Raw genomic sequence first — 15112 nt, 5'->3', positions numbered from 1 at the left:
AGTATAGGGTTTTTATACAGTAGGCGGAAGAGGTGACGGTGTAACTGTTTGTCACAAATGGAGCATGTTGTTAGCCGCCCTTAAGGTGATGCGCCGTGAGTTCTGTCAGCGAATTAAGCTTCACATCGGCAAGGGCAAAACGGGGATCGTGGCGGCCTTCCTCTGCCGGAACCACAATGGAGCGCATACGTGCGGCTTTGGACGCGACCATGCCGTTAACGGAATCTTCCAGCGCGACACAGGTAAGCGGATCAAGACCCAGCTTAGCGGCACAGTCCATATAGACCTGCGGGTGCGGTTTGCTGTAGGGCAATTTTTCAGCTGACGCCAGGGCGTCAAAACTGTCGCGCAGCTCAAACATAATGAGCACTTTTTCCAGCATATGCAGCGGTGAAGCGGAGGCCAGGCCCACCTTCAGCCCCTGAGCCTTACACAACGCGACCGCTTCACGCACGCCAGGCAATAGCGGCTTGTTCTCCTCCACCAGCGCGATGGCGCGGCTGATAATGCGCGCGGTGACTTCGTCGCGATCTGGGCCACTCCACGGCTGGTGGGCGTACCAGAGGTCTACGACCATATCAATGCGCAGGCCCAGCGTGTCGGGAAGTTCATTACGGCGGCTGATATCAACGCCCAGGCTGGCCATCACGTCCAGCTCGGCGCGATCCCACAACGGCTCGGAATCAATCAGTAATCCATCCATGTCAAAAATAGCGGCAAGTATCTGGCGCGGTGTCGACATCACAACGTCTCCTTATCCAGGGTGTTCGACAGACGATAAGTGCTAAGCACACTTAGCAATTTAGCATATTGCTTTCAAAGATCGGGCGAAAATGCTGTCCAGCAGGTAGACTTAGCCACAAATAACGCGTCTTTATGAAGAGGAACTGATGACGTATCAACAAGCTGGACGCATTGCTGTCTTAAAACGTATTGCTGGCTGGGTGATTTTTATTCCCGCCGTCATCTCTACGCTGATTTCTGTGCTCAAATTTATGTACGATCACAGCGAAAAACAGCCAGGCATTAATGCCGTCATGCTTGATTTTGCGCATGTCATGATTGAGATGATGCGGTTCAACACCCCGTTCCTGAATGTCTTCTGGTTCAACTCGCCAACGCCGGATTTTCACCAGCAGCTTAATATTGGGTTCTGGGTCATCTATGCGTTGATTTTTATTGCCATGGCGTTACAGGCATCCGGTGCGCGAATGAGTCGCCAGACCCGTTTTCTGCGCGAAGGCGTTGAGGATCAGTTAATTCTGGAACAGGCGAAAGGCCCGGAAGGAATGAGCCGGGAGCAGATTGAATCCCGCATTGTGGTACCGCGTCACACCATTTTCCTGCAAATTTTCCCGCTCTATATTTTCCCCATTATCATCATTGTGGCGGGATACTTCTTCTTCTCTCTGCTGGGTTTTCTCTGACAGATGAGGGTGGCGGCACGGCCACCCGATTTGTCCCTATGCCGCAAGTACGCGTTCAAGCGCACGCTGGGCGTTGACCAGATGCTGCCCGCCAAAAAGGATAGCGCGGTTCATCAGCGTATAAAGCTGATACACCGGTTGGCGCTCGAGAAAATCGGACGGCAGAGGGGAGACTGACTGATAGCCATCATATATTTGCGGGGGCTGCTCTGGATGCAGGGGCAGCATGGCCAGATCGCACTCTCTGTCACCCCAGTAGCAGGCCGGGTCGAAGATATAGGGGCCGTTGGGACCCAGCGCGCAGTTGTCGGACCATAAATCGCCGTGCAGTAGAGATGCCTGCGGCTGATGGGAGGCCAGGCGCTGTTGTACATGCTCAACGATGGCATCAATATTGCCAAATTCCAGCCCTTTTTCGGCGGCCAGTTCAAGCTGCCATCCGATGCGCTGTTCGGCAAAAAACGTCGACCACCGACGCTGCCAGGCGTTGGGCTGTGGGGTAGTGGAAAGGTCGTTGTCAAAATCGAGGCCAAACTGGGGCTGGTCGCTCCACTGGTGCAGGCGCGCGAGCTGTTGTCCAAGAATGAAGGCGTTATGGGCATCCAGCGGGCGGGGAGGGAGATAGTCCATGACCAGGAAACTGTAGTCCCGGTCGCTGCCCAGAGCCAGCACCTGCGGTACTGTCACCGTTTTACTGCGAGACAACAGTTCCAGCTGGTCGGCTTCAGCGGTGAATATCGGGAGCAGTTCTCGCTCATCACACTTCACGAAAAGATCGCGTCCTGCGTAGCGTAAATGCCACGCGGCGTGGATCTCTCCGCCTGGCAGTTCGTTACGCAGTTCAATTTCACCTTCACCCAGTTGCTCACTTAAAAGATGACTGATAGCCTGCCACATGTTGACTCTCCCATGTTGTCTGCCAGATCATAAAGTTAGCGCATAATTGCGGTAAAAAAATACGAACTAACGCACACCTGAGCGGTTTAAATTCATGCAGCGCACTTATTGTTCTTTTTTGTGCCAGCTTTCCCACGTTTCCACGGTGATGTCGGCGGGCTTGTCGGTCACACTTTCCACCAGGCTGGCGGCCAGGGCGTGAACGTCTTCTTCACTCAGGGCCGCGATCAAACCAAATGTCAGCGTGCCTAAATCATGAATATGGCCGTCATCGTCCGTCAGCGTGAGCAGAAAATTCGCGCGAGTAAAGGCGTTATTGAGCTCGTTCAGCTCGGTCAGTGACGCTTCACGAAGATTGATGGTTGCGACATAGCGGGTGATATCACCACTGCTCATAATTCACCTCGTTGTTATTCTGAAAGTTTTTTTAGCATAGTCGATATGCCATATTTGGCGACTTTAAGGTAAATTCCCCTTCGATTGGGAAGGGGAATAGAGGTCAGTCTTTTGAAAGGTAATCGACGATTTTCTGCGTATCGGCAAGCGAACACAGCCGCGTCCCCTGATTAATGGTGGCGGCACTCCCCGCCGCGACGCCATAACGCGTCATTTCCAGAAGAGAAGCACCCTGCGCCAGTTTTAGCGCCATCGCGCCGACCATGCTGTCGCCCGCACCCACGGTACTCTGGCTTTTCATGGGCGGCGGCACAACCTGCACAAAGCCCGTCTTGTCGACAGCCAGTGCCCCCTGAGGACCGAGAGAGACGACCACGCGGTGCGCTTTGCCGCTGCGAACCAGTTCTTCTGCGGCGGTGCGCACGTCATCAGGCTGGTTAAGTTCGCGATTCACAAGCGCGCTAAGCTCTTTCTGGTTAGGTTTAACGAGTTCAAGATGCCCGGGGACTAACGCTGCCTGCAGGGCTTCACCTGAGCTGTCGACGATGCAGCGGATACCACGCTGAAGCACTGCCTTAACCAGCGCCGTCAGCTTTTCCGTTTTGACGCCTGGCGGCAGACTACCGCTAATAACCAGCAGTGAGCCGCTTTCAATGGTCAGTACCTTCTCTTCCAGTTGACGAAACTCATCATCGCTCAGTCTGGCGCCCGGCATCACGAAACGATACTGCTCCCCGCTGGATTCGACGTGGACATGCAGATTCTGCCGGGTCCAGTCCTGGGCCGCTACGGTGTCTACGGCAACCTGTTCATCCGCCAGCAAAGAGACAAGATGTTCCCCCGTGGCACCCCCGGAAGGGAATATGGCGGTGGCTTTACCGCCAAGATGGGTAATGGCGCGCGCCACGTTAATGCCGCCGCCGCCCGGCTCAAACACAGGGGCGCTACAGCGTAGTTTACCTTCAGGGTAAATGTGCGGGGTGATAGTCGCGGAGTCGAGGGAAGGGGAGAGTGTCAGCGTATAAATAGAAGCCATCATAACCTCCTTTTAGTATGGGTTCTTTTAAGCCTGGCACCGATCGACAGGAAGGCAATGTAAATAACAGTATGATTTTAAAAATGAATGCTGAAACAAGCGTGATAAAAGATATATAAAATAAAACGCGCTTTGGGATCGTTCTTATTCAAAAAATGAAATAAGAAAATATTGCTATGTTATTTGCGCCTTTTTATAATTTGTTACCTTTCTCTGGACGCCTTGTCATTGATCCTCAAGAAAGTTTCCGAGACCGTGGTGGTCTCTTTTTTTGTTGTACGGACTCCTTAAATAAAATGAAGCTTTTGAAGACAGTACCCGCAGCACTGATGCTGGCGGGTGGCGTATTTGCATCACTGAATGCAACCGCCGATGACACCGTTTTTACTGTCATGGACGATCCCTCCACTGCCAAAAAACCCTTCGAAGGTAATCTGAATGCCGGGTATCTCGCGCAATCAGGTAACACAAAAAGCTCTTCTCTGACGGCGGACAGCACCCTGACCTGGTACGGTAATACCACAGCATGGTCGCTGTGGGGGAATGCCAGCAACACGTCCGCTAACGATGAACGCTCTTCCGAGAAATATGCGGCAGGTGGACGTAGCCGTTACAACATGACCGACTATGACTACATATTCGGTCAGGCAAGCTGGTTAACCGACCGTTATAATGGCTATCGCCAGCGTGATGTATTCACGACGGGTTATGGTCGTCAGTTCCTGAATGGGCCTGTACACAGCTTCCGTTTTGAATTCGGTCCTGGTGTTCGCTACGACGAGTACACCAACGGCGAAGATGAAACCCAGCCGCTGGGTTATGCGTCAGGTACCTACGCATGGCAGATGACCGATAACACCAAATTCACTCAGGGTGTGTCTGTGTTTGGTGCCGAGGATACAACGCTGAACTCTGAAAGTGCCCTGAACGTGGCTATCAATGAACACTTCGGTTTGAAAGTGGCCTACAACGTGACCTGGAACTCTTCACCACCAGCAAGCGCGCCTGAACATACCGATCGCAGAACCACCGTTTCACTGGGTTATAGAATGTAATCATGGCGGGCCGAAAATATCGGCCCGTTTCTCATCTCTGCCAGACGTCCCTTCTGATTCTCTAACCCCAAATCATTGCCGCCCAACGAAGTAGCAGCATTGCGCCGCAGATGGCAATCAGCACCAGCACCATTTTCCAGTGTTTTACGGCAAATCGTTTTGTTGGCATAACCTAATCCTTGTCCGTTGATACGCATAGTCTATCAAACGGGGCCGAAATATGCCCCTTCCTGGGAGCAATCGTGTTATGCCGGTATGGGGTTCAGCTCAGAACCAGTGGAATCGATCGGCGAGAATCAACAATAAACCGGTTGCTGACAGGATATTTAATATCACTACCGTTCTACTGGATACGTTCATGGTAAGCACCTGTGGATGTTAAAGGCCTGTTCAAAGTTAGCTCAGCATCGGCGAAATGCGAGTGCCAGAGAGACGCAATCTGCAAATATCTGCAACATGCCAGTCCTTCATTGTGGCAGCAGAGGGTGCAATCCCCTTGCTGTTAGTGTTAACATTAAGTCCCTTGCCGTAAACCCGCATTTATCTGAATTCGGCAGGTGCAGGATAACGAACCAATTTGACGATTGTTGGTCAGATGTTTCGTAATCTACTGTTTAATCACGATTATTTTCTTTGTATATGCTCTTATGTGTGGGGCATCACTGCAAATAAGGATATAAAATGCCTGTAATTACTCTTCCTGATGGCAGCCAACGCCATTTCGACCGCGCTGTTAGCCCAATGGATGTTGCCTTGGATATCGGTCCTGGCCTCGCGAAAGCGACCATCGCCGGCCGTGTGAACGGTGAGCTGGTTGATGCGTCCGATCTGATTGAAAACGATGCGACGCTTGCAATCATCACCGCGAAAGACGAAGAAGGTCTGGAGATCATTCGTCACTCCTGTGCGCACCTGTTAGGTCATGCTATCAAGCAGCTGTGGCCAAACACCAAAATGGCGATTGGTCCGGTTATCGACAACGGCTTCTACTATGACGTTGACCTTGACCATACCCTGACCCAGGAAGATATCGACGCGCTCGAAAAACGTATGCACGAGCTCGCCGAAACGAACTATGACGTCATCAAGAAGAAAGTCAGCTGGCACGAAGCGCGTGAAACCTTCGTCAAGCGTGGCGAGAGCTATAAAGTCTCTATTCTTGACGAGAACATCTCTCATGATGACAAGCCAGGCTTGTACCATCACGAAGAATACATCGACATGTGCCGTGGACCGCACGTGCCGAATATGCGTTTCTGTCATCACTTTAAACTGATGAAGATCGCAGGCGCCTACTGGCGTGGCGACAGCAACAACAAAATGTTGCAGCGTATTTATGGTACCGCATGGGCCGATAAAAAAGCCCTGAACGCCTATCTGCAGCGCCTGGAAGAAGCGGCGAAGCGTGACCACCGTAAAATCGGTAAACAGCTTGACCTGTATCACATGCAGGAAGAAGCGCCGGGTATGGTATTCTGGCATAACGACGGCTGGACCATCTTCCGTGAACTGGAAACGTTCGTACGCTCCAAGCTGAAAGAGTACCAGTACCAGGAAGTAAAAGGCCCGTTCATGATGGACCGTGTGCTGTGGGAAAAAACCGGCCACTGGGACAACTACAAAGATGCGATGTTCACCACCTCGTCCGAGAACCGTGAATACTGCATTAAGCCAATGAACTGCCCGGGCCACGTTCAGATCTTCAACCAGGGTCTGAAATCCTACCGTGACCTGCCGCTGCGTATGGCGGAGTTCGGTAGCTGCCACCGTAACGAGCCATCAGGTGCGCTTCACGGTCTGATGCGTGTTCGTGGCTTTACTCAGGATGATGCGCATATCTTCTGTACTGAAGATCAGGTTCGTGATGAAGTTAACGCCTGTATTCGTATGGTCTACGATATGTACAGCACCTTTGGCTTTGAGAAGATCGTGGTCAAACTCTCAACGCGTCCGGAAAAACGTATCGGTAGCGATGAGACATGGGATCGCGCAGAAGCGGATCTCGCCGTGGCGCTGGAAGAGAACGGTATTCCGTTCGAATACCAGCTGGGCGAGGGCGCATTCTACGGTCCGAAAATTGAATTTACCCTGTATGACTGCCTCGATCGCGCATGGCAGTGCGGTACTGTACAGCTGGACTTCTCCCTGCCGCAGCGTTTAAGCGCCTCTTATGTTGGCGAAGACAACGAACGTCAGGTACCGGTTATGATTCACCGTGCAATCCTCGGTTCACTGGAGCGCTTCATCGGCATCCTGACCGAAGAGTTCGCGGGCTTCTTCCCAACCTGGCTTGCGCCAGTGCAGGTAGTGGTGATGAACATTACCGATTCTCAGGCAGATTACGTTAAAGAATTGACGCAGAAACTACAAAATGCGGGCATTCGCGTAAAAGCAGACTTGAGAAATGAGAAGATTGGCTTTAAAATCCGCGAGCACACTTTACGTCGTGTCCCGTATATGTTGGTCTGTGGTGATAAAGAGGTGGAAGCAGGCAAAGTTGCCGTTCGCACCCGCCGTGGTAAAGACCTGGGCAGCCTGGACGTAAGTGAAGTGATTGAGAAGCTGCAACAAGAGATTCGCAGCCGCAGTCTTCAACAACTGGAGGAATAAGGTATTAAAGGCGGAAAACGAGTTCAAACGGCACGTCCGAATCGTATCAATGGCGAGATTCGCGCCCAGGAAGTTCGCTTAACAGGTCTGGAAGGCGAGCAGCTGGGGATTGTGAGTCTGAGAGAAGCAATCGAAAAGGCTGAAGAAGCTGGAGTAGATTTAGTTGAAATCAGCCCTAACGCCGAACCGCCAGTTTGTCGTATCATGGACTACGGCAAGTTCCTTTATGAAAAGAGTAAGTCTTCTAAGGAACAGAAGAAGAAGCAAAAAGTTATCCAGGTTAAGGAAATCAAATTCCGTCCTGGTACCGACGATGGCGATTATCAGGTAAAACTCCGCAGCCTGATTCGCTTTCTGGAAGATGGCGATAAGGCCAAGATCACACTGCGTTTCCGCGGTCGTGAAATGGCCCACCAACAGATCGGTATGGAAGTGCTTAACCGCGTCCGTGAAGATCTGAGTGAACTGGCAGTAGTCGAATCCTTCCCTACGAAGATCGAAGGCCGCCAGATGATCATGGTGCTCGCTCCTAAGAAGAAACAGTAAGGCCTTCAAGCAGCAAAATCTGTGGAGCCTTCGGGTTTCATAGGTTTTGTTCGCCTATGTTTCGTTTATTTAACAATGCGAAGTGGAAGTTATTAAAATGCCAAAAATTAAGACCGTACGCGGTGCTGCTAAGCGCTTCAAAAAAACCGGTAAAGGTGGTTTTAAGCACAAGCACGCTAACCTGCGTCACATTCTGACTAAGAAAGCTACCAAGCGTAAACGTCACCTGCGTCCAAAAGCCATGGTTTCTAAAGGCGATCTGGGCCTGGTAATCGCGTGCCTGCCGTACGCATAAGTCGTTAACGTTTAACTTTTTTAACTTAGAATAGATACAGGAGAGCACACATGGCTCGCGTAAAACGTGGTGTAATTGCACGTGCACGTCACAAGAAAATTTTGAAACAAGCTAAAGGCTACTACGGTGCGCGTTCACGCGTATACCGCGTTGCCTTCCAGGCTGTTATCAAAGCAGGTCAGTACGCTTACCGTGACCGTCGTCAGCGTAAGCGTCAGTTCCGTCAACTGTGGATTGCGCGTATCAACGCAGCAGCACGTCAGAACGGTATTTCTTACAGCAAATTCATCAATGGCCTGAAAAAAGCCTCTGTTGAAATCGACCGTAAGATCCTGGCTGACATCGCAGTATTCGACAAAGTAGCGTTCACCGCTCTGGTCGAAAAAGCGAAAGCAGCACTGGCATAAGCCAGTTGAGAGAGGGGGCTTTGCCTCCTCTTTTCATTTAACACCATCAGAAGATTGACATTTATCCGTGCAGGCTTTTCAATAAGTTCTCAACGGTTTTTACCCAACAAGGTAACGCAAGCATGAATGCTGCTATTTTCCGCTTCTTCTTTTACTTTAGCACCTGACTCCAGGAGGCTAGCGCGTGAAAGATGAAACGAAAAACAGCGCCAGATAAGCCTCCCGATGGAGGCTTTTTTTGTATCTGAATTTGAGAGAATAACTCCACCAAATCGGTGTCTGCACCGACATAATGAGGAAAATCATGTCACATCTCGCAGAGCTGGTTGCCAGTGCAACAGCCGCCATTAATCAGGCCTCAGATGTTGCCGCGTTAGACAATGTCCGCGTCGAATATCTTGGGAAGAAAGGGCACCTGACCCTTCAAATGACAACCCTGCGTGAACTGCCGCCAGAAGAACGCCCGGCAGCGGGTGCGGTGATTAACGAAGCTAAAGAGCAGGTGCAGCAGGCACTGAACGCACGTAAAGCCGAGCTGGAAAGCGCGGTGCTGAATGCGCGACTGGCCGCAGAGACGATCGACGTTTCTCTGCCGGGTCGCCGTATCGAAAACGGGGGGCTGCATCCGGTTACCCGTACCATCGATCGCATTGAAAGTTTCTTCGGTGAGCTCGGCTTTACCGTGGCGACTGGCCCGGAAATTGAAGATGATTATCACAACTTCGATGCCCTGAATATTCCTGGCCATCATCCGGCACGCGCTGACCACGACACTTTCTGGTTTGACGCCACGCGTCTGCTGCGTACCCAGACCTCTGGCGTACAGATCCGTACCATGAAGGATCAGGAACCGCCAATCCGCATCATCGCGCCGGGTCGCGTTTATCGTAACGATTACGATCAGACCCATACCCCAATGTTCCACCAGATGGAAGGTCTGATTGTTGATAAAAACATCAGCTTCACCAACCTGAAGGGCACGCTGCACGATTTCCTGAACAACTTCTTTGAGGAAGACCTGCAGGTTCGTTTCCGTCCATCCTACTTCCCGTTCACTGAACCGTCTGCGGAAGTTGACGTGATGGGCAAAAACGGCAAATGGCTGGAAGTGCTGGGTTGCGGCATGGTGCATCCAAATGTACTGCGCAACGTCGGTATCGATCCGGAAGTGTACTCCGGCTTTGCCTTCGGTATGGGCATGGAGCGTCTGACCATGCTGCGTTACGGTGTGACCGATTTACGTGCATTCTTCGAAAACGATCTGCGTTTCCTCAAACAGTTTAAATAAGGGCAGGACAGAACAATGAAATTCAGTGAACTGTGGTTACGCGAATGGGTCAATACCACGCTGGACAGCGACGCGCTGTCTGACCAGATCACCATGGCGGGCCTGGAAGTTGACGGCGTTGAGCCGGTTTCCGGTGCCTTCACCGGCGTCGTGGTCGGTGAAGTGGTCGAGTGCGGCCAGCATCCGAACGCCGACAAACTGCGCGTGACAAAAGTGAATGTCGGCGGCGACCGCCTGCTGGACATCGTTTGCGGTGCGCCAAACTGCCGTCAGGGCCTGAAAGTCGCCGTGGCAACCGTGGGTGCGGTATTGCCGGGTGATTTCAAAATTAAAGCGGCTAAACTGCGCGGTGAGCCGTCTGAAGGCATGCTGTGCTCCTTCTCCGAGCTGGGTATTTCCGACGATCACAACGGCATCATTGAGCTTCCGCTGGATGCGCCAATTGGCACCGATATCCGCGAATACCTGAAGCTTGATGACAACACCATCGAGATCAGCGTTACGCCAAACCGCGCTGATTGCTTAGGTATCATCGGCGTGGCGCGCGACGTGGCCGTGCTGAACCAGACCGAACTGAACGCCCCGGAGATCGTACCGGTAGAAGCGACCATCAGTGACGTACTGCCTATTCAGGTTGACGCCGCGGATGCTTGCCCACGATACCTCGGCCGCGTGGTAAAAGGCATCAACGTGAAAGCGCCAACACCACTGTGGATGAAAGAGAAGCTGCGCCGCTGCGGCATTCGCTCTATCGACGCGGTGGTTGACGTCACCAACTACGTTCTGCTGGAACTGGGTCAGCCAATGCATGCGTTCGATAAAGATCGTATCGAAGGCGGTATTGTTGTCCGTATGGCAAAAGAGGGCGAAACCCTGGTTCTGCTTGATGGCACCGAAGCGAAGCTGAACGCGGATACGCTGGTGATTGCTGACCACAGCAAAGCGCTGGCGATGGGCGGTATCTTCGGTGGCGAACACTCTGGGGTAAATGACGAAACGCAAAACGTCCTGCTGGAATGCGCCTTCTTCAGCCCGCTCTCTATCACCGGTCGCGCACGCCGTCATGGCCTGCACACCGATGCGTCTCACCGCTACGAGCGTGGCGTTGACCCTGCGCTGCAGTACAAAGCGATGGAGCGAGCGACTCGCCTTCTGATCGACATCTGCGGCGGTGAAGCCGGTCCGGTTATCGATGTCACTCACGAAGCGACGCTGCCGAAACGCGCAACCATTACCCTGCGCCGCAGCAAGCTCGATCGCCTGATTGGTCATCATGTTGCCGATGCCCAGGTGACCGACATTCTGACGCGTCTGGGCTGTGAAGTGACCGAAGGTCAGGACGAGTGGAAAGCCGTTGCGCCATCCTGGCGTTTTGACATGGAAATCGAAGAAGATCTGGTGGAAGAAGTGGCCCGCGTATATGGCTACAACAATATCCCGGACGAGCCCGTTCAGGCCGGTCTGGTGATGGGTACCCATCGTGAAGCCGACCTGTCCCTGAAGCGTGTGAAAACCATGCTTAACGACAAAGGCTACCAGGAAGTGATCACCTACAGCTTTGTTGATCCTAAGCTGCAGCAACTGATCCACCCGGGCGAGGAGGCGTTGATCCTGCCAAGCCCAATCTCCAGCGAAATGTCCGCAATGCGTCTGTCCCTGTGGACCGGGCTGCTGGGCACTATTGTTTACAACCAGAATCGCCAGCAAAACCGCGTGCGAATTTTCGAAAGCGGTTTGCGCTTTGTACCGGATAATCAGGCAAATTTAGGCATCCGTCAGGATCTCATGCTGGCTGGTGCTATCAGTGGCAACCGTTATGAAGAGCACTGGGACCTGGCAAAAGGTACGGTTGATTTCTACGATATGAAAGGCGATCTGGAAGCCATTCTGGATCTGACCGGTAAATTATCTGAAATTGAATTCCGTGCAGAAGCGATTCCAGCCCTGCATCCGGGCCAGAGTGCGGCGATCTATTTAGACGGCAAACGCATTGGTTTCATTGGTGTTGTTCATCCTGAGCTGGAGCGTAAGCTGGACCTGAACGGCCGTACCATCGTGTTTGAGCTGGAGTGGAGCCCGGTTGCAGACCGCGTCATTCCTCAGGCGCAGGACGTCTCCCGCTTCCCGGCAAACCGCCGTGATATCGCGGTTGTGGTCGCGGAAAACGTTCCCGCAGCAGATATTTTGGCCGAATGTAAGAAAGTTGGCGTAAATCAGGTAGTTGGCGTAAACTTATTTGACGTGTACCGCGGCAAGGGCGTAGCAGAAGGTTTCAAGAGCCTCGCTATCAGCCTTATCCTTCAGGATACCAGCCGTACACTCGAAGAAGAGGAGATTGCCGCTACCGTCGCCAAATGTGTAGAGGCATTAAAAGAGCGATTCCAGGCATCATTGAGGGATTGAACCTATGGCGCTTACAAAAGCTGAAATGTCAGAATATCTGTTTGATAAGCTTGGGCTTAGCAAACGGGATGCCAAAGAGCTGGTAGAGCTGTTTTTCGAAGAGATCCGTCGTGCTCTGGAAAATGGTGAGCAGGTAAAACTCTCCGGTTTTGGCAATTTTGATTTGCGAGACAAAAACCAACGTCCGGGCCGTAACCCGAAGACGGGGGAAGATATTCCCATTACAGCCCGCCGCGTGGTGACCTTCAGACCCGGCCAGAAGTTAAAAAGCCGTGTCGAAAACGCAACGCCCAAAGCAGAGTAATATGAACTAACCAAAAAGGCCGCCTACGCGGCCTTTTTTCTTTGCGCTCTCTGGCAAACCGACCGTAAAATCAAAGACATCACACGCTAATAAAACCACGCTCATGCTTGATTATGCTCATCGCCAACACCGTTCCGACCGACGTCGCCTGCTATTGCTGGCGCTGTTGCTGATTGTCGCCGCGGGTATCAGCCTCTGCGCGGGCGACAGCTGGATTGGGCCCGAACGCTGGCTGGGGCCTGACGGGCAACTCTTCGTCTGGCAAATTCGTCTGCCGCGCACCGTGGCGGTGATGCTGGTCGGTGCTGCACTGGCGCTGTCAGGTACCGTTATGCAGGCGCTGTTTGAAAACCCGCTGGCGGAACCCGGGCTGCTCGGGGTGTCGAACGGTGCAGGCGTCGGGCTGATTGCGGCGGTAATGCTGGGCGGAGGAGAACTCTCCGGATGGAGTATTAGCCTCAGCGCCATTTTCGGTGCATTACTGATCACCATCATCCTGCTTCGCTTTGCCAGACGGCACTTGTCGACCAGCCGCCTGCTGCTTGCCGGGGTTGCGCTGGGGATCATCTGCAGCGCGCTAATGACCTGGGCGGTTTACTTCTCGACCTCCTTTGACTTGCGTCAGCTGATGTACTGGATGATGGGAGGCTTTGGTGGCGTTGACTGGCATCAGGGCTGGCTGATGGCGCTTCTGGTGCCTGGGATTGTATGGGCAGCCCTGCAGGCGCAGCCGCTGAACATGCTCGCGCTGGGGGAAATCTCAGCCCGTCAGCTCGGCATGCCGATGGCGTTCTGGCGTAACGTGCTGGTCATTGCCATCGGTTGGCTGGTGGGCGTGAGCGTGGCGCTGGCGGGAGCGATTGGTTTTATCGGGCTGGTTATCCCGCATATGCTGCGTCTGTGTGGCTTCACGGACCATCGAACCTTGCTTCCGGCTTCGGCCGTGGCCGGAGCCGTCACGCTGCTGGTGGCTGATATCATCGCTCGTCTTGCCCTGACAGCCGCGGAGTTACCGATTGGTGTGGTAACCGCCACGCTGGGCGCGCCAGTCTTTATCTGGCTACTATTAAAATCCGGACGTTAAAAAACGACCCGTAAGACAACCTGAGGGAATGCTATGCAGACTGATATCCTGAATACCGAAGTGACGACCATTGATGGCGAGAAAACCACGCTGGAAAGCTACAAAGGCAACGTGTTGCTTATCGTCAACGTGGCGTCCAAATGCGGCCTGACGCCACAGTACGAACAGCTGGAGAACATTCAGAAAGCCTGGGAGAAAGACGGTTTCACCGTGCTGGGCTTCCCGTGCAACCAGTTCCTGGGCCAGGAGCCGGGCAGCGAAGAAGAGATCAAAACCTTCTGCAGCACCACCTATGGCGTAACGTTCCCGATGTTCAGCAAAATTGATGTTAACGGCGAAGATCGCCATCCGCTGTACGCGAAGCTGATTGCTGCCGCGCCGAAGGCCGTTGCGCCTGAGGGCAGTGGTTTTTACGAGCGTATGGCCAGCAAAGGCCGCGCGCCGCTCTATCCGGACGATATTCTGTGGAACTTCGAAAAATTCCTGATCGGTCGCGACGGCCAGGTCGTTCAGCGCTTCTCGCCGGATATGACGCCTGAGGATCCGATTGTCATGGAATCGATCAAGCTGGCGCTGGCAAAATAATGTCACTGCTGATGCAGCTCACGGACGTCGCCGAGAAGGGGCGTCTGGAGCCGATGACCGGCGCTATCAATGCGGGGGAAATCCTGCATCTGGTTGGGCCAAACGGCGCGGGAAAAAGCACGCTGCTGGCGCGGATGGCAGGGCTGACCACCGGGCCCGGGCAGATCACACTGCTGGAACATCCTCTTGCCGACTGGTCTCCCGGCTCGCTGGCCCACCGGCGCAGCTATCTGGTGCAGCAGCAGGTACCGCCGTTTGCGATGCCGGTCTGGCATTATCTGATGCTGCATTTGCACGACAAACAGGATACGGCACTGCTTACGGAGGTGGCGGCGGCGTTAGGACTGGAAGATAAACTGCCCCGCCATGCCAGCCAGCTTTCCGGCGGTGAATGGCAGCGAGTGCGTCTGGCGGCGGTCATTCTGCAGATCCACCCCGCAGGCAACCCTCACGGGCGGATGTTGCTCCTGGACGAACCCATGAGTGGTCTGGATGTCGCCCAGCAGGCGGCGCTGGATTCGCTGTTAAGCGCGTTGAGCCGGAAAGGTATTGCCGTGGTGATGAGCAGCCACGACCTTAACCATACGTTGCGCCATGCCCATCGGGTGTGGCTACTGTCGCGCGGCAGGATGATTGCCAGCGGCGCGCGGGACCAGGTTCTTACGCCGCCACATCTGGCACGTGCCTATAACATGTCGTTCCGCAGGCTGGATATCGAGGGACATAAGATGCTGATTTCTACGGGGCAGGAGTAACCGTTTCTTGCCTGTTAACACAAT

The 15112-nt window shown here is 53.4% G+C and carries 19 protein-coding genes and 1 other annotated feature; of the genes, 13 read left to right on the top strand and 6 right to left on the bottom strand.

The features are described from left to right. Window positions 1–70: 70 nt before the first annotated feature. The gene (gene hxpB, locus O1723_RS12520; RefSeq protein WP_014883484.1) at window positions 71–742 is read right to left on the bottom strand and encodes a hexitol phosphatase HxpB; all 672 of its coding nucleotides are present in this window, start codon (window positions 740–742) and stop codon (window positions 71–73) included. A gap of 148 nt (window positions 743–890) precedes the next feature. Here hxpB and O1723_RS12515 point away from each other — a divergent pair, with 148 nt between their 5' ends. Further along, window positions 891–1427, top strand: coding sequence for a YniB family protein (locus tag O1723_RS12515; RefSeq protein WP_014883485.1), 537 nt, complete (start codon window positions 891–893; stop codon window positions 1425–1427). Window positions 1428–1463: 36 nt separating this feature from the next. On the opposite strand, the gene O1723_RS12510 is transcribed toward O1723_RS12515, so the two are convergent. The 3 genes from O1723_RS12510 to pfkB form a co-directional block, all read right to left on the bottom strand. Next, window positions 1464–2324: a fructosamine kinase family protein gene (locus O1723_RS12510; protein WP_014883486.1), complete on the bottom strand. Its 861-nt coding sequence runs from the start codon at window positions 2322–2324 to the stop codon at window positions 1464–1466. Between the two features lie 105 nt (window positions 2325–2429). Next, window positions 2430–2720 (bottom strand): type V toxin-antitoxin system endoribonuclease antitoxin GhoS, encoded by a 291-nt coding sequence (gene ghoS, locus O1723_RS12505; RefSeq protein ID WP_014883487.1) that lies wholly within the window; start codon window positions 2718–2720, stop codon window positions 2430–2432. Window positions 2721–2823: 103 nt separating this feature from the next. Beyond that, on the bottom strand, window positions 2824–3756 hold the full coding sequence (gene pfkB / locus O1723_RS12500) for a 6-phosphofructokinase II (protein WP_014883488.1): 933 nt from the start codon (window positions 3754–3756) through the stop codon (window positions 2824–2826). Window positions 3757–4052: 296 nt separating this feature from the next. Between pfkB and O1723_RS12495 the strand changes: the two genes are divergently transcribed. Next, window positions 4053–4811 carry a DUF481 domain-containing protein gene (locus O1723_RS12495; protein ID WP_014883489.1) on the top strand — a complete coding sequence of 253 codons (759 nt, stop codon included), beginning with the start codon at window positions 4053–4055 and terminating at the stop codon, window positions 4809–4811. Window positions 4812–4872: 61 nt separating this feature from the next. On the opposite strand, the gene yniD is transcribed toward O1723_RS12495, so the two are convergent. Further along, window positions 4873–4980 (bottom strand): small membrane protein YniD, encoded by a 108-nt coding sequence (yniD, locus tag O1723_RS12490; protein ID WP_008500658.1) that lies wholly within the window; start codon window positions 4978–4980, stop codon window positions 4873–4875. Between the two features lie 98 nt (window positions 4981–5078). After that, window positions 5079–5171 carry a stress response membrane protein YncL gene (gene yncL / locus O1723_RS12485; protein ID WP_071819746.1) on the bottom strand — a complete coding sequence of 31 codons (93 nt, stop codon included), beginning with the start codon at window positions 5169–5171 and terminating at the stop codon, window positions 5079–5081. Between the two features lie 321 nt (window positions 5172–5492). On the opposite strand from yncL, the gene thrS reads away from it, so the two are divergent. The 11 genes from thrS to btuD all read left to right on the top strand — a co-directional run bounded on the left by thrS (window position 5493) and on the right by btuD (window position 15088). Continuing rightward, window positions 5493–7421, top strand: coding sequence for a threonine--tRNA ligase (gene thrS, locus O1723_RS12480; protein WP_014883490.1), 1929 nt, complete (start codon window positions 5493–5495; stop codon window positions 7419–7421). 3 nt (window positions 7422–7424) lie between these two features. Next, window positions 7425–7967, top strand: coding sequence for a translation initiation factor IF-3 (gene infC / locus O1723_RS12475; RefSeq protein ID WP_059287945.1), 543 nt, complete (start codon window positions 7425–7427; stop codon window positions 7965–7967). 97 nt (window positions 7968–8064) lie between these two features. Beyond that, window positions 8065–8262 (top strand): 50S ribosomal protein L35, encoded by a 198-nt coding sequence (gene rpmI, locus O1723_RS12470; protein ID WP_001124225.1) that lies wholly within the window; start codon window positions 8065–8067, stop codon window positions 8260–8262. A gap of 50 nt (window positions 8263–8312) precedes the next feature. Beyond that, complete coding sequence (rplT, locus tag O1723_RS12465; RefSeq protein ID WP_000124850.1) at window positions 8313–8669, top strand: 50S ribosomal protein L20; 357 nt, start codon at window positions 8313–8315, stop codon at window positions 8667–8669. Between the two features lie 117 nt (window positions 8670–8786). After that, window positions 8787–8911 (top strand) — a sequence feature (Phe leader region). Continuing rightward, a complete protein-coding gene (gene pheM, locus O1723_RS12460; protein WP_001386830.1) occupies window positions 8792–8836 on the top strand; it encodes a pheST operon leader peptide PheM in 45 nt (14 codons plus the stop codon). (Overlaps the previous feature by 45 nt.) A 62-nt stretch (window positions 8912–8973) precedes the next feature. Then, window positions 8974–9957 carry a phenylalanine--tRNA ligase subunit alpha gene (gene pheS, locus O1723_RS12455; RefSeq protein ID WP_010426091.1) on the top strand — a complete coding sequence of 328 codons (984 nt, stop codon included), beginning with the start codon at window positions 8974–8976 and terminating at the stop codon, window positions 9955–9957. A 15-nt stretch (window positions 9958–9972) separates the two neighbouring features. Next, window positions 9973–12360, top strand: a complete 2388-nt coding sequence (gene pheT, locus O1723_RS12450) for a phenylalanine--tRNA ligase subunit beta (protein WP_014883491.1) — start codon at window positions 9973–9975, stop codon at window positions 12358–12360. 4 nt (window positions 12361–12364) lie between these two features. Further along, window positions 12365–12664, top strand: coding sequence for an integration host factor subunit alpha (ihfA, locus tag O1723_RS12445; RefSeq protein ID WP_003857805.1), 300 nt, complete (start codon window positions 12365–12367; stop codon window positions 12662–12664). A 103-nt stretch (window positions 12665–12767) separates the two neighbouring features. Further along, complete coding sequence (btuC, locus tag O1723_RS12440; protein WP_014883492.1) at window positions 12768–13748, top strand: vitamin B12 ABC transporter permease BtuC; 981 nt, start codon at window positions 12768–12770, stop codon at window positions 13746–13748. Between the two features lie 33 nt (window positions 13749–13781). Continuing rightward, window positions 13782–14333, top strand: a complete 552-nt coding sequence (locus O1723_RS12435; protein ID WP_014883493.1) for a glutathione peroxidase — start codon at window positions 13782–13784, stop codon at window positions 14331–14333. After that, on the top strand, window positions 14333–15088 hold the full coding sequence (gene btuD, locus O1723_RS12430) for a vitamin B12 ABC transporter ATP-binding protein BtuD (RefSeq protein ID WP_014883494.1): 756 nt from the start codon (window positions 14333–14335) through the stop codon (window positions 15086–15088). Before O1723_RS12435 ends, btuD begins: the two co-directional genes overlap by 1 nt. Window positions 15089–15112: the final 24 nt, after the last annotated feature.

It is taken from the genome of Enterobacter cloacae complex sp. HYC080_NIDB (assembly GCF_056673325.1).
The sequence above is the reverse complement of the archived record's forward strand: the minus strand, read 5'-3'. Positions and strand labels throughout refer to the sequence as shown.

Excerpts from the sequence above, each read along its gene's own strand:
- hxpB (WP_014883484.1), bottom strand. The coding sequence starts at position 742 with ATGTCGACACCGCGCCAGATACTTGCCGCTATTTTTGACATGGATGGA.
- O1723_RS12515 (WP_014883485.1), top strand. The coding sequence starts at position 891 with ATGACGTATCAACAAGCTGGACGCATTGCTGTCTTAAAACGTATTGCT.
- O1723_RS12510 (WP_014883486.1), bottom strand. The coding sequence starts at position 2,324 with ATGTGGCAGGCTATCAGTCATCTTTTAAGTGAGCAACTGGGTGAAGGT.
- ghoS (WP_014883487.1), bottom strand. The coding sequence starts at position 2,720 with ATGAGCAGTGGTGATATCACCCGCTATGTCGCAACCATCAATCTTCGT.
- pfkB (WP_014883488.1), bottom strand. The coding sequence starts at position 3,756 with ATGGCTTCTATTTATACGCTGACACTCTCCCCTTCCCTCGACTCCGCG.
- O1723_RS12495 (WP_014883489.1), top strand. The coding sequence starts at position 4,053 with ATGAAGCTTTTGAAGACAGTACCCGCAGCACTGATGCTGGCGGGTGGC.
- yniD (WP_008500658.1), bottom strand. The coding sequence starts at position 4,980 with ATGCCAACAAAACGATTTGCCGTAAAACACTGGAAAATGGTGCTGGTG.
- yncL (WP_071819746.1), bottom strand. The coding sequence starts at position 5,171 with ATGAACGTATCCAGTAGAACGGTAGTGATATTAAATATCCTGTCAGCA.
- thrS (WP_014883490.1), top strand. The coding sequence starts at position 5,493 with ATGCCTGTAATTACTCTTCCTGATGGCAGCCAACGCCATTTCGACCGC.
- rpmI (WP_001124225.1), top strand. The coding sequence starts at position 8,065 with ATGCCAAAAATTAAGACCGTACGCGGTGCTGCTAAGCGCTTCAAAAAA.
- rplT (WP_000124850.1), top strand. The coding sequence starts at position 8,313 with ATGGCTCGCGTAAAACGTGGTGTAATTGCACGTGCACGTCACAAGAAA.
- pheS (WP_010426091.1), top strand. The coding sequence starts at position 8,974 with ATGTCACATCTCGCAGAGCTGGTTGCCAGTGCAACAGCCGCCATTAAT.
- pheT (WP_014883491.1), top strand. The coding sequence starts at position 9,973 with ATGAAATTCAGTGAACTGTGGTTACGCGAATGGGTCAATACCACGCTG.
- ihfA (WP_003857805.1), top strand. The coding sequence starts at position 12,365 with ATGGCGCTTACAAAAGCTGAAATGTCAGAATATCTGTTTGATAAGCTT.
- btuC (WP_014883492.1), top strand. The coding sequence starts at position 12,768 with ATGCTTGATTATGCTCATCGCCAACACCGTTCCGACCGACGTCGCCTG.
- O1723_RS12435 (WP_014883493.1), top strand. The coding sequence starts at position 13,782 with ATGCAGACTGATATCCTGAATACCGAAGTGACGACCATTGATGGCGAG.
- btuD (WP_014883494.1), top strand. The coding sequence starts at position 14,333 with ATGTCACTGCTGATGCAGCTCACGGACGTCGCCGAGAAGGGGCGTCTG.